10 protein-coding genes and 1 pseudogene are annotated in these 13,837 nt (G+C 62.1%); 8 read left to right on the forward strand and 3 right to left on the reverse strand.

Annotation, left to right across the window (positions count from 1 at the left end; translation table 11 throughout):
• Positions 1 to 34: 34 nt before the first annotated feature.
• The 4 genes and pseudogenes from KG722_RS08575 to KG722_RS08585 all read left to right on the forward strand — a co-directional run bounded on the left by KG722_RS08575 (position 35) and on the right by KG722_RS08585 (position 3,795).
• The gene (locus KG722_RS08575; protein WP_213271319.1) at positions 35 to 955 is read left to right on the forward strand and encodes a fatty acid desaturase family protein; all 921 of its coding nucleotides are present in this window, start codon (positions 35 to 37) and stop codon (positions 953 to 955) included.
• Positions 956 to 1,193: 238 nt separating this feature from the next.
• A pseudogene (locus KG722_RS15435) lies at positions 1,194 to 1,940 on the forward strand (pectate lyase); the annotation flags it as partial.
• Positions 1,941 to 2,062: 122 nt separating this feature from the next.
• Entirely contained in the window at positions 2,063 to 2,233 is a 171-nt protein-coding gene (locus KG722_RS15440; protein WP_366910225.1) for a pectate lyase, read from the forward strand.
• Positions 2,224 to 3,795: a carboxylesterase family protein gene (locus tag KG722_RS08585; protein WP_213271320.1), complete on the forward strand. Its 1,572-nt coding sequence runs from the start codon at positions 2,224 to 2,226 to the stop codon at positions 3,793 to 3,795. Before KG722_RS15440 ends, KG722_RS08585 begins: the two co-directional genes overlap by 10 nt.
• Here the strand turns inward: KG722_RS08585 and KG722_RS08590 are convergent.
• The 3 genes from KG722_RS08590 to KG722_RS08600 form a co-directional block, all read right to left on the reverse strand.
• Positions 3,792 to 5,459, reverse strand: coding sequence for a family 43 glycosylhydrolase (locus tag KG722_RS08590; RefSeq protein WP_213271321.1), 1,668 nt, complete (start codon positions 5,457 to 5,459; stop codon positions 3,792 to 3,794). The genes KG722_RS08585 and KG722_RS08590 overlap by 4 nt on opposite strands.
• Positions 5,460 to 5,587: 128 nt before the next feature.
• Positions 5,588 to 8,467: a TonB-dependent receptor gene (locus KG722_RS08595; RefSeq protein WP_213271322.1), complete on the reverse strand. Its 2,880-nt coding sequence runs from the start codon at positions 8,465 to 8,467 to the stop codon at positions 5,588 to 5,590.
• Between the two features lie 166 nt (positions 8,468 to 8,633).
• Positions 8,634 to 9,470, reverse strand: coding sequence for a hypothetical protein (locus KG722_RS08600; RefSeq protein ID WP_213271323.1), 837 nt, complete (start codon positions 9,468 to 9,470; stop codon positions 8,634 to 8,636).
• A gap of 226 nt (positions 9,471 to 9,696) precedes the next feature.
• Here KG722_RS08600 and KG722_RS08605 point away from each other — a divergent pair, with 226 nt between their 5' ends.
• The 4 genes from KG722_RS08605 (at position 9,697) to kduD (ending at position 13,831) form a co-directional block, all read left to right on the forward strand.
• Positions 9,697 to 11,091, forward strand: a complete 1,395-nt coding sequence (locus KG722_RS08605) for a pectate lyase (protein ID WP_213271324.1) — start codon at positions 9,697 to 9,699, stop codon at positions 11,089 to 11,091.
• Between the two features lie 81 nt (positions 11,092 to 11,172).
• A complete protein-coding gene (locus KG722_RS08610; protein ID WP_366910209.1) occupies positions 11,173 to 12,270 on the forward strand; it encodes a LacI family DNA-binding transcriptional regulator in 1,098 nt (365 codons plus the stop codon).
• A 107-nt stretch (positions 12,271 to 12,377) separates the two neighbouring features.
• Entirely contained in the window at positions 12,378 to 13,019 is a 642-nt protein-coding gene (locus tag KG722_RS08615) for an RpiB/LacA/LacB family sugar-phosphate isomerase (protein WP_213271325.1), read from the forward strand.
• 50 nt (positions 13,020 to 13,069) lie between these two features.
• A complete protein-coding gene (gene kduD, locus KG722_RS08620) occupies positions 13,070 to 13,831 on the forward strand; it encodes a 2-dehydro-3-deoxy-D-gluconate 5-dehydrogenase KduD (RefSeq protein WP_366910210.1) in 762 nt (253 codons plus the stop codon).
• The last annotated feature ends 6 nt before the right edge of the window (positions 13,832 to 13,837 follow it).

Here is a 13,837-nt window from a genome sequence, read left to right on the forward strand (position 1 = left end):
AGTGTTGAGGAACAGATAATGGGAGCGGCCGCATATGCAATCCTTAGCCAAGATTTCCGATGTCCTGTCAAAAGACGAGCTGAATGCGCTCCGGCAGAAATCGGACCTGAAGGCGCTGGCCACTCTGGTGTGGAACTGGGGGCTGATTGTTGCGGCGTTTGCAATCGCCATTGTCTGGCCCAATCCGCTGACGATCCTGCTGGGGGTTGTCATCCTGGGCGGGCGCCAGCTGGGCCTCGGTATCATCAATCATGACTGCGCCCACCATGCCTTCTTCAGGAGCAAGGCCGTGGATGATTTTGTCGGTCACTGGATTGTCGGGGCACCGATGAATATTTCGCTGGCCGCCTACCGCGCCTATCATCTGAAACACCACCAGTATGCGGGTACGCCGGATGACCCCGATATCGGCTTCGTGAAGAATTACCCCGTGCCTGCGCAGAGCCTGCGCCGCAAGTTCGTGCGCGACCTGAGCGGGCAGACCGGATATCGCGACACGCTGCGCAAGATAAGCAATTTCAAACTGTCCCGGAACTGGCCCTGGCTGACCTTTCATATCCTGCTGCTGGGGACGGTGACGCTGGCAGGCGCGCCCTGGGCCTATCTGATGTGGTGGGCGGCGGAGATCTTCGTTTATCCTGCGATTGTCCGCCTGCGGCAGATCGGCGAGCATGGCACGGCGCCAGACCGCACCAGCCGCGACGCGCGCCTCAACACAGGCACCACGACCGCGCCCTTCTGGCAGCGCGTGCTGGTGGCGCCCAACAATGTGAACTTCCATCTGGAGCATCACCTGTTTGCGCACATCCCGCCCTATAACCTGCGCCGGATGCATACGCTGCTCGCCTCGCGGGGCTATTATGACGGCGTCGACTGCATTTCGCGGGATTATTTCGATGTGCTGCGACGCGCGGTTCGCAAGGACGATGCGGCCGGGATGGTACCTGCCGAATAGGGACTGCGGGGAGAGGCCGGATACGTCTCTTGACGCCAATTGCTACCGGTGTCATTTTTCCTCCGGCGCGGCCGCATTGCCGCGATGGAGGAAGGCCGGAATGGCAATCGGTATATCGGGAAAAGCGGGCCTGCGCGCCCTGCTCACGGCAGGCGTGGTCCTGTCGCTCGGTGGCTTGGCCTGTGCCCGGCCACCGCTGCCGCTGGACCGATTTCAGGACGCGATCCATCACTGGCAGATGAAGGGCGGGGAAGACTATCCGCGCCATGACCCGGCCGACATAGCGGCAATTGCCGACAATCTTCTGCTTCTCCAGCGCGATCATGGCGGCTGGGTGCAGAACCGCGACCCGCTGCAGGTTCTGCGCCCGGCCGACGTGGAAGCGCTGATGGCCGAGAAGGCGGAGCCGCGCGGCAGCTTCGACAACCGCAATGTTTACACTCAGATCGAGTATCTGATGGGCGCCTATGATCGCCTTGGGGACGCGCGTTACCTTGAAGGGGCGAGGCGCGGGCTGGGCTATCTCATTGCCAACCAGATGCAGGGGTGTGGGGGCTGGCCCCATACAGTTCCACCGCAATCGCACTATCAGGGCCGCATCACGGTGGCCGATGAAGTTTTTTCCGGGCCACTCGCCCTGCTGCGGAGCATTGCCGAAGCGCGCGCGCCAATGAATGGGTTCGGCGCAGAAACGCAGGCGCAGGCGGCCGCTGCCCTTGAGCGCGGCGAAGCGTGCCTTCTGAAACTTCAGGTCCGCCAGGGCGAGACGCTGGCCGGGTGGGCCGGGCAGTATGACCCCGGCACGCTGCAGCCGATGGGCGGGCGCAGCTTTGAATTGCCCGGAATAGTCTCTGAAGAGACGGTGGCGATCCTGCGCTATCTCATGTCCATCGAGGCGCCATCGCCTGAGATCATCGCGAGCGTGAAGGGCGGCGCGGAGTGGCTGGCCCGGGTCAAGATCGAAGGGGTGCGCCTCGAAACCGTTAAGCTTGATCAGTCAGCGGAATACCGCTTCCATGATGCGGATTTTGACCGGCGTCTGGTCGAGGATGCCGGTGCCCCCCGCTCTGGGCGCGTTTCTACGATCTGGAGGACAATAGCGTCGTTCTGGCCAACCGGGACGGGATTCGGGTGGAGCGCTACGACCAGGTCGATCCAGAGCGCCGTACGGGGTATAGCTGGTACGGGACATGGCCTTCCAGCCTGGTGGCGAAGGAATATCCCCACTGGCATTGCCGGGTGCTATCGAGCCCCGTGGAGGGCGGCGCATGCAAGTAAACCGCCGCGCTGCACTGGCGGCCATCGGGGGCGCCGGCATCGCGCTGACGGCGCGGGCGGGCGGGCGGGAAGATCCTGTCGTGCTGACAACCAACGGCCCGGTCTGCGGTGTGCATGAAAGCGGCGGAGCGGTGTTCCGGGGTATTCGCTACGGCGCCGATACGGCCACGACGCGGTTTGTCCGGCCCCGGCGGCCTGCGCCCTGGCAGGAGACCGTCCGTGCCGTGAGTTATGGGGCTGCCTCGCCGCAGCGCGGGAGCGAGCCCGATCAGTCCGAGGACTGCCTCTTCCTGAATGTATGGACACCTGAAGCCAGAGCGGGCGGGAACCGGCCAGTGATGCTTTACATCCATGGCGGGGCCTATAACTCCGGATCGGGCTCTGACGCGCTTTATGATGGCGCCCGGCTGGCGGCGCGCGGCGATGTGGTTGTCATCACGATCAATCACCGCCTGAATGCCTTCGGTTATCTATCGCTTGGGCAACTCATGCCGGACGCCTATCCCGATTCCGGAAATGCCGGGCAATGGGATATCATCCTGGCGCTGGACTGGGTGAAGGAGAATGTCGCAAGCTTTGGCGGCGATCCGGGCCGGGTCATGCTGTTTGGCCAATCGGGCGGCGGGGCAAAGATTGCAACGCTCATGGCCGCGCCGGCGGCCAGAGGCCTTTTCCATTCCGTTGCCACAATGAGCGGGCAGCAGGTGACCGCGTCCGGACCACTGAATGCGCATCGGCGGACGGCGGCCTTTCTTGACCGGCTCGGTATTGCGCAAGGGGACGCGGCTGCGCTGGCATCTGTGCCGGCTGCCCGGATCATCGAAGCGCTCGACCTGCGCGATCCGGTGAACCCGGAGTTCCAGATATATTTCGGGCCGGTGATGGATGGGCGCCTGCTGACGCGGCACCCTTTCTGGCCCGACGCCCCGCCGCAATCGTCTGCCATTCCGATGATCCTTGGAAATACGCTGGACGAGACGCGAAACCTGATCGGGCGGGGCGCGCCGGAAATGTTTGATCTGAGCTGGGGTGATCTGCCCGGCGCGCTCGCCCGGCACATGCGGTGCGACATTGATCCGTATGAGGTGGTTTCAGCTTATCGTGGCTTTTACCCGGATCGCTCGCCGGGAGAGATTTTCTTTGCCGCGACCACGGCCGCGCGCTCCTGGCGCGGTCAGGTCGAGGAGGCCGATGCGCGGGCGCGGGAAGGTGGACCCAACTGGGTTTACCGGTTTGATCTTCCGTGGGCAGCCGAAGGCGGCAGATGGGGCGCGCCGCACATGGTCGATATCGGCTACGCTTTCCTGAACCTTGACCAGCCTGGCGCGATGCCCGGCGAGCGGGCCCATGCCTTGCGGGTGTCGAACGCTCTTTCCGGGGCCTTCATCTCGCTCGCCCGGAACGGGGACCCCAACCATTCCGGGATCCCGCACTGGCCACGCCATACGATTGCGGCGCGTGAAACGATGATCTTTGGCAAGACGGTCTACGCCGCCAATGACCCGCGCGGGAATGAGCGCGCCCTCTTTGCCAAGGTCCCCTTCATCCAGTGGGGCAGCTAGACCGCCCGGAACTTGACGGAGCGGATGAGCGCAGACCCGTTGCCAGAGGCATAGAGGGCGGGGCGCAGGCTGAGGAAGTCGCCATCGGTGTTGTGATGGTAGCCGGAGACTTCCATCTGGACGGCGTATTTCTGCCAGGTCTGCCCATCACGGCTCGTATGGATTGTCACGATGTGATGGTCGTTCCGGATACGGATCCGCAGGCGGTTGCCATGCCCCTCCGGCGCGCGGCCCCGGCGCGGGCGGCCATAGCGGTGCATCACCACACTATCAGCGTCAAAGCCGACGCCGGCATACAGCCGTTTGCTGTAGAACAGAAGCAAACCGGCCTCCGTGCCCTCGCCGATTTCGATATCCGCTTCGATTTCATAGGCGAGCTCACCCGCGATCAGGCAAAGGGGTGACGCGTCGCCGGGGCCACTGCCCTTGGCGGCAAGGCGCAGCCCTTCGGGGGTAAGTTGGAACCGGCTGCTTTCGTCAGCTGCCGGATCATAGAATGTCCAGAGGGTTCCGAGACGATTGGTGCTGAAATCATCCGACAGGGCCTGGCCATGGCTCAGGCTGCTTGTCGGAGCGGGCATGGGAATGGGCCCGGAAAGGTCTCCGCCTTCGGCAACCGGCCAGCCATCCTCGCTCCAGCTGACAGGGTCCAGAAGCATCTGTCGCCCCAGTGTCCAGAAGCCGTTCTCGTAGCCATGATAGGCCATCCACCATTTCCCGTCAGGCCCTTCGACCAGCGTCGCATGCCCCCGGGACCACCATTTTTCCTCGGCAGACCATGTGCGGACAATCGGGTTGTTCGGGCAATCCTCCCACGGACCATGGATGGAGCGTGATCGTGCGACGATGACCATATGGCCGGTTGGCGGGCCGGCTGTCCCGCCGACGGCCGTGATCATGTAAAAAAAGCCGCCCCGGCGCATGATCTTCGGCCCCTCTGGCGCAAAGGCTTCGACAGTCCAGTCATCGGGATACCGCCAGGGATCGTAGACATGCTCAACCTCGCCAACAGTGGCAAGGCCGTCCGGGGTGAGACGAACCCTGTCGCCTCTGCTGAGAAACAGGTAGCGCTGTCCATCTTCGCCCACAGCATGGCCGGGGTCGATATGACCGGGCAATTTGAGGTCGACAGGCTCGCTCCACGGGCCTTCGATCCGGTCGGCCCAGATGACATAGTTTGAGCGGTAATCTGGAAAGCGTGCGGGAATGTAGAGGAAATAGCGCCCGTCATGCTTGCAGAGTTCTGGTGCCCAGACAGAGCCGATGGGCGTGTTCAGGGCCGCCGTGACGGGGGACCAGTTCACCAGGTCCTTCGATTTCCAGATGGTCAGGCCCGGATAGGCATCGAAGGTCGAGAAGGTCATGTAATAGGTGTCGCCGTCGCGCAGGACGCTGGGGTCTGGCCGGTCACCAGAGAAAACAGGATTCAGGAATGTGCCATTGCCGAGATCGGCGCGGCGCTGGCCTTCAAAGCCGCCGGGCCAGGACAGATGCCGCCAGTCCTTTCCCGATACCGACAAAAGGCCTTCATGGCCTGCTCCCGAGGGCGCAAGCGCTTCGGTCACCGGGGCTGCAGGCGCCGGGCCTGTCCGGGAGGTGCAGCCTGCCGCCAGGGGCAGGGCGCCAAGTGTCAACAGGGCAGAGCGTCTGGATAGGTCGGCCATGAATGTGTCTCCATAAACAAAATCGCCGGCGGCTTCGGGAATGAAACCGCCGGCGTTTGAGGCCAGGTCAGGGGGCGGCGCCCGGTGCCAAGGGAGCAAGCACTGAGCCTGCCGGCCCCGCCTGAGCCCTAGTAGCGGTAGCGCACACCGACAACGAATTCGCGGCCGGTATGTTCGTAATTGAGGTTGTTCTGACGCTCCGAGCTGATCCAGCGCTCGTCATACACATCGGTCAGGTTGATCGCCTCGAAGGTGAGATCGATCTTCTCCGACAGCTGGTAGGAGGCCGAGAAGTCGAGGTTCAGCGTTGCCGCCTTGCCTTCAACGTCGTTGTTGTTTCCTGCCGGAACAGTCGTCAGGTATTCGTCCCGCCAGGTGGTGGAAATCCGTGCTTCCAGCGGACCGCGCTCATAGTAGAGCGTGCCGCTGAAGGATTCCGGGGACTGGCCGACGAGGGGCTGTGTGACTGTCGCGCCGGTCGTGGCGCTCACGATGTAATCGAATTCGGATTCGATCTTTGTGAAGTTCACGATGCCGCCGAAGCCATGCAGGTATTCCGGGATGAAGCTGAAGTTGAACGGCGTCTGTGCCGTCACTTCAAACCCGGTCAGGTCGCCGCCTTCTGTGTTGACGAAGGTTGTCACCGCGAAGATGTCGGACGGCGACACGCCGGGCTGCAACAGCGATGCCGGGAAACCTGTTTCCGAGAACGCCTTCTGCTCGCGCAGACGCTGCACGAAGCTGTCGATTTCCTTGCGGAACAGGGCCACCGAGAACAGGGCTTCTTCGTAGGGATACCATTCGAAAGACAGGTCATAATTGTTTGACCGGATCGGATCGAGAAAGGGGTTACCGGATGTGAGCGACAAGCCGGGGGGGCTGGTGTCGATTGAACCGCCGGGCGTCAGCGCGGTAAGGTTCGGCCGGGCCATCGTCTTGGCGGCAGCAAAGCGCACCAGGACATCCGGTATCGGCTCAAGGACCATGTTGAGAGCCGGCAGCGTATCATTGTACGTGTTGTTCGCTGTGGTTTCAGCGCCGCTCAGGAGGCCGACCGAGGTGAGGTCTGTCTCGACATAGCGCACACCGAGATTGCCGCGGAACGGCATTGTGCCCAGATCCGTGCTCCAGTCGAGCTGGACATAACCGCCTGTCGACTTCTCGTTGGCGCTGCGGGTTTCACCTGCAAACACCGTGCGGCGCCAGTCACCATATTCATTGATGCAATTGCAATCGAAGTTGATGATGGTGTTCAGGGCGTTGAGGTCTGGTATTATCCAGCTCGTCGGCGTTCCGGCAGGCAGGTCCATGCCCTGGCCGAAATTGCTGATCGTCGTCGTATAGTCGGCCAGCGAGAATCCGTTGGCCGCAAGCTGTGCCAGCGTTGCCGCCGATACGCCTTCGGCGGGCTTGCGCCATTCATTGACGCGGAACCCAAACTCCTTGACCGAGACGCCGCCGCTGACGGTGAACACATCTGTCAGATCATACTCCAGATCAATGCGGGCCGTTTCATAGGTGTTCAGTGTCTTGTTTGGACGCAGGCGGATGATTGAAGCGTCTCCGAGCGCGGTGCTCGACGAGAACACATAGTTGGCCGGGTTCGTCACGTCGAAGCCGTAATTGAACGCGGGCAGGTTCGGATCGGAGTAATCGTACGAATAACCGTCCACGTCGTAGGCCTCGAGCGAGATGGTCGTCTGCTGCGGGTTCGAGCCGATTGCGCGGGAGAATCCGCCCATGGCAGTCATCCGGAGGCGGTCAGAGACCTCATGCTCCACGTTGAGCGAGTTCTGAATGAACTCTGTCGACAGAATGTCGATCCGCTGCTCTGTGCGGATGTCGACGTCATTGAACGTGCCCTGGACCAGAGTGCGGTTGTCATCCACGCGGCCGGACACAAGATCCATTGCGCGGAAGCCCTGATCCCTCGTTTCACGGGCAAAGGAAATCACTTCCAGGAACTCTTCCTGCCGGGTCTGATCGAGCTTTGCATAGAGCGAGTCGAACGTGATTTCCGTGCCATCAAAGGGCTCGAACTGAAGCGCGCCGGTAAGGCCAATGCGTTCACGGTCATAGCCGATGCGGCCATAGCGCGGGATACGCGGGTGAGCGGCGTTCCAGGCAGCCTCCTCGGCCGCAAGTCCGCTCAGCGTATTGCCGGCAGCATCGGTAATGGTGCCGACCGACTGATAGCAGCGCGTTCTGCCCACATAGCTGGTAATGATCCCGCCTGTGCTTGTCGGAACGCAGCCGTCATCTGCCGGAACACGGAAGCGGCCCGAGCTCGAGCCCTCTTCGAATGTGTTGCGGGCCGAGTAGGCAACGGACAGAAGGCCGCCAAGGCGCCCATCCATCCAGCGGTCGGAGATCAGCGCGGTGAAGCGTGGGTCGGTCTCTTCGGAGAGGTCGTTATAGGACGCCTGCGCGCCGGTCGCGAAGGTGAAGCCGTCAAAGTCGAACGGTTTGGCTGTGCGCAGCTGGACAGTTGCGCCCAGGGAGCCTTCGTCCACAGCCGCTTCCTGTGATTTGGCAACCTTCACGCTGTTGAAAAGGTCAGCTGCGAAAATGTTGAAATCGAACTGGCGGTTGCGGTTGGCGCGGCCATCGCGGCCGCCGGTGGTCGCCAGGGCTTCCATGCCGTTGATCTGAACGCGGACGAAGTCAGAGCTCAGGCCGCGCACGTTGATGGAGCGGCCTTCCCCGCCGTCCCGGTCAATCTGGACGCCGGGAATACGCTGGAGCGATTCGGCCAGGTTCAGGTCCGGGAAATCCGCGATGTCTTCGGCGCTTATGGCGTCAACGATGCCTGTTTCCGCGCGCTTGACCGCAAGGGACTGCTGGAGGCTTCCGCGGAAGCCCTTCACAACAACCGTTTCCTGCCGGCTTTCTGCTTCGTCCGAAGGCGTATCTTCCTGCGCCGCTGCCCCAAGGCCGCCCGTGAGCAGGCCGATGGCAGCTGCTCCCATGAGCAGCCGGAAGTTAAAACTGTTTTCCTTGAAACGCATGTCTGGTCTCCTCCCCAGGGTATCGTCGTCTCTACTTGCACCCCTTTCTGCGAAGGGGGTCTGCGATAATGCCACCGGTATCATTACTCATTATGCCACCGGTGGCAATTCTAAAAATTTCCGTTACTTCATCTTTGGGATACTTTCCTGATGATGGCCGGGATTATCAAGTTTCAGCTGGGCGCGAACGTGACGGCGGGTTGATCGGATGGGCGGGCAGCAATCTAAGATAGATTGTCTCCAGCCCTTCGGTTTCTATCGAGGCGGTTTGCCCGGCAGAGGCGGCGTGCACGCCGGTAACGGCGCCGGTCGAGACGTGCATTCCCTTGCGCAGGGGCAGGCCGCGCGCCGCGCAGATTTCCAGAAGCTGTCGGAACGATTCAAGAGGGCCGCCCGGGATGGAGTTTGCGTCCCCCTTACCAGCCAAGCCGCCATCGATCAGTGTTCGCATCTTCCAGCTTGCGGGCGAAGCATCGCGCCAGCCCTGGATTTCCTGGCCGAGAACCAGGCCGTTATTGTTGCCGAAATCGGAAATCGTCACCAGGGGGCCGTGATCATTGATTCCCGCAAAACAGCTGGAGGCGATCTCGGCGCCAACACGCACCGAACCCGCAATCGACAAGGCCTCTTCCAGTGTCCACCGCATCTTGTCGGCGGGTGCGTCGTGTCCGGCGGCAATGACAATTTCACCCTCCACCGCGCCGAAGCCGCCCTCAAAGACCTGGCAGTCAACCGGCGTGCCGTGTGCGTACGAGACCTGTGAAGCAAAGATCGGACCGGCAAGGCGATCCGTGCCATAGGCACTGTCCCAGGGGGGATTGATGCGGCCGACTTTCCAGCCGGCAACCACGTCGGGCCAGAGCTGGATGGCGCGGTTCTGGATCTCATACGCCTCAGCCAGGCTCGCAGGCATGGCGCCTGGATAGGCAGGCAATGGCTCAGCGCTGAGGCGAGCGCGCACAAAGGCATCGGCCCGGACATCAGCCGCGGCCACATTGCTCACTTCAGTTGTATTTCCCTGCGTCATCCCTCGTGCCTGTTCTGTCAGCTGGGGCGCTGTCTGACGCCCTGCGGATCTGATTGTTGAATTCCGGGCCTGCCTTGCTGGACAGGTGTGGAAACCGGTGTCATACTTCCCTTAAAGTTCAGTCTGTCAACTGGTTTCTGACCCGGGTGGCAGGCAAGACAGGTCAGGCGCCAGATCAGAGCGCCCATCGGAGGAAAAGTTCATGGGGTATACATTCCGCAATTCTGCGCGCAGCGGCGCGGCCATTCTGGCGATCATCCTGAGTGGCTGCGCCAGCCTTGCCATTGCGCCCTCCATGAGCGCGGCGCCCGCTGAAGGATCAGCCCTCGCCGCGGCGCCCGATCAGGTCTGGTTTTTCCCGGATATTGACTGGTCGGCCTATACCGATGGCGGCCGCGGCGGAGAGATCGTGCGGGTCACGACGCTTGCCAATGACGGGCCAGGAAGCCTGCGCGAAGCCATCGCCATGAAGGGCCCGCGTATCGTCGTGTTTGAAGTGGGCGGCGTGATCGATCTGGAGAAACAGACGATCACCATCAGCAATCCTGACATTACGATTGCGGGCCAGACCGCGCCGTCGCCGGGAATCACGCTGATCCGCGGCGGGATTGATGTGAAGACGAACGACGTCATCCTGCAACATCTGCGCATCCGGCCCGGAGATAATGGCGAGGCCCGCGCATCTGGCTTTGCTGAAGATTCCATTGCCACAACCAGCGCCCGCAATCTCATCGTCGATCATTGCTCACTGACCTGGGCGGTCGACGAGAATCTTTCCGCCTCTGGCCCGCGGTTCACGGGCGAGACGCCGGATGAATGGCGCGCAGGCACGTCCCACAATATCCTCTACAGCCACAATCTCATCGCCGAGGGGCTCGCCGATTCGACCCATCCCAAGTTCGAGCATTCCAAAGGCTCGCTGATCCATGACAACGTGAACGGCATCCTGATCTATGGAAATCTGTATGCCCATAATTATGAGCGCAGCCCGCTATTCAAGGGCGGCGTACACGGACAGATCGTCAATAACTTCATCTACGATCCCGGACAGCGCGCGGTGCATTATAATCTGCAGGCGCTGGAATGGGGCAAGGTAGCGTTCGAGACCGGCAAGATGGACCTTATCGGCAATGTCATGCGGGCCGGATTGTCGACGCTCGATGGACTCCCGCTGGTGATGATCGGCGGCGACGGCGATCTGGCGCTCTATGCCCGCGACAATATCGCGGTTGACCGCTGGGGCGCGCCATTGCCTGAGCGCGGGCGTTACACGACTGGCGCGGCAAAGATCATCGAGGCAGACGCTCCGATGCCCCTGCCGGAGGGACTGCCCGTGCTGCCGGCGGCTTCGGTTGAGCGCTTCGTGCTCGCCAATGCCGGCGCGCGGCCCTGGGACCGGGACGGGCATGACGTCCGGATCTTCGCCAACGCTGCTGAAGGCCGGGGCGAAGTCATCGACAGCCAGTCGGAAGTCGGTGGTTATCCGGACATCGAACCGACCCGGAAAGCTTTCGACCCCTCGCTCTGGGACCTTGATACGATGTTGCCGAAATCCGCCGAAGCGCTGGACGCCAGCGCGCGCGGCAGGGGAACCTGAGGCCTCAAAAACCGCACGACGCTTGCAAAATGTCCACCGCCGGGCAAAAGAGGACATTCCATTCTCAAACAAGGGTTTCCGGTGAGCGACAAATCAAAACCTGAGCTCGAAGCCGAACTCGCGGCCGCCGTTCAGGAAGCTGCTGAATTCAAGCTTCAGGGCCGGGCAACGATCAACGATATCGCGCGCATCGCGAAGGTGTCGAAGAAGACCGTGTCGCGCGTCATCAATGACAGCCCTCTGGTCAAGCCGCGCACCCGGGAAGTCGTCAAGGCGATCATTGCCGAACTGGGCTATACGCCCGACCCCCAGGCCCGGGCGCTCGCTCTGCGCCGGTCGTTCCTCGTCGGCCTTGTCTATGACAACCCCAGTCCGCAATATGTCGTGAACATGCAGCGGGGGATCCTCGACGCGCTCGAGGAGACAGATTTTCAGCTGGTGCTGCGCCCGGTGAGCCGCGCAGATGCGAATTATCCCGGCCGGCTCAAGCAGTTCATCCAGCATCACAAGCCCTTCGGCCTGATCCTGCCGCCTTCGGTTTCGGAGGATGAGGAACTCACGCAGATGTTCCGCGACAATGATGTGGACTATGTGCGCATCGCGTCGGGCATGCTGGACGAGCCTTCGCGCATGATCCTGACGCATGACAGTGAAGGCGCCGCCCAGGCTGCGCGTCACCTTTGCGCGCTGGGGCATACCGATATCGCCCATATCCATGGCCCGGAATCCTTCCGCTCGGCGCCCGAACGCCGCAGCGGCTTCCAGCGCGGCCTGGCCGAAGCCGGTGTCGCGCTCAATCCGGAGCTTACCGTCGAGGCGGGCTACACGTTCGATTCGGGCCTCCAGGCGATGGAGCGCCTCCTCTATGGCAAGCGGCGCCCGACGGCTGTGTTTGCCGGCAATGACGAGATGGCGACCGGCGCCTATGTCGCTGTCCGCAAGGCGGGCCTGCGCATTCCCGAAGATGTGTCCATCGTCGGCTTTGACGACACGCCTATCGCCGGGCGCCTCTGGCCGGCCCTGACCACCGTCCGGCTACCCATCCGCGAGATGGGCCAGGCGGCTGCGCGCCTGCTTCTGGCGCAGGCGGCAGGGGTGGTGCGGGAGGATGTGATCAGCTTTACGCCTGAGATCGTGGTCCGCGAGTCGACGGCCGCGCCGCCGCGCAAGGCGGGCTGACCCGCTTTCCGATTTTCGGGGATATGAGACCGATAACGGGTTGCAGCCGCTTGCGGCAGGGGTTATGACACCGGTTACCAAGTGATATGCTCCTGAGGAACATCCGAATGAAAATCGCGCTCATCATTGAAAACAGCCAGGCTGCAAAAAGCAGCATTGTTCACGACGCGCTGACAGCTGTGGCAGAGCCGCTCGGCAATCAGGTGTTCCATTACGGCATGTACACGCCCGAAGACAAAGCCCATCTGACCTATCCGATGATCGGCGTCCTTGCCGGCATCCTGATCAACTCGAAAGCCGCCGACTTCATCGTTACCGGCTGCGGCACGGGCATGGGATCAAACCTTGCCTGCAATTCGATGCCGGGGATTTTCTGCGGTCTCATCATCGACCCGACCGACGCCTACCTCTTCGGCCAGATCAATGACGGAAACGCCATTTCCATGCCCTACGCAAAAGGTTTCGGCTGGGCCGCCGAACTCAACCTCCAGGACTGCTACCGCAAGCTGTTCGAGGTCAAGCGCGGCGAAGGCTATCCGAAGGAACGCGCCGCCGTCATGGCGAAGAATCGCGGTATCCTCAGTGATCTGAAGAAGGCTTCCTGCCACGATATGCTCACCGTGCTGAAGACGATTGATCAGGACCTTCTGAAGACCGCCATTTCGGGCGAGAAGTTCCAGGACTACTTCTTCGCTAACTCCCAGGACGAGGGCATTTCCGCCTATCTGAAGGGCGTGCTGGCATCCTGATCGCTGCGCGGTTTCAACGCCTGTAATGTCTAGATTTCCGGAGGAAACCCGTGCGCCCCAGCATGTTCAGCCTTGAAGGCAAGATCGCCCTCGTCACCGGCGCCAATACCGGCCTTGGGCAAGGCCTCGCTGTCGGGCTCGCTGAAGCGGGCGCGGACATCGTAGCGGCCGGCCGCTCCGTGCCCACCGAGACGGAAGCCGCCGTGAAGGCGCTTGGCCGGAAATTTGCCTTTGTGCGCGCCGACTTCAGCAAGCCATCTGTCACCGGTGATGTGGCCGCTCAGGCAGAAGCCGCGCTCGGCCCGGTCGACATACTCATCAACAATGCCGGAATGATCAAACGCAATGACGCGCTGGACTTCACCGAGGCCGAGTGGGACGAGGTGATGGATGTGAACCTGAAATCGGCGTTCTTCCTGTCCCAGGCCGTTGCCCGGGGGATGGTCGCGCGAAAGTCCGGCGGAAAGATCATCAACATTGCGTCGATGCTGTCTTTCCAGGGCGGCATCCGCGTGGCGAGCTACACCGCGTCCAAGAGCGGCATTGCGGGCCTGACCAAGCTGCTCGCCAATGAGTGGGCAAAGCATGGCATCAATGTGAATGCGATCGCGCCGGGCTATTTTGCCACCAACAATACCGACGCCCTGCGCGCCGATGAAAAACGCAACACCGAGATCCTCGGCCGCATTCCCGCCGGCCGCTGGGGCGAGCCTTCCGACCTTGCCGGCGCGTGCGTATTCCTTTCCTCCCGCGCCTCTGATTATGTCCACGGAACAATCGTCGCCGTGGATGGCGGCTGGCTCGCGCGCTAAGCCGGG

Origin of the sequence: Hyphomonas sp. (assembly GCF_018402285.1) — a bacterium.
In the GTDB taxonomy this organism is placed as follows: domain Bacteria; phylum Pseudomonadota; class Alphaproteobacteria; order Caulobacterales; family Hyphomonadaceae; genus Hyphomonas.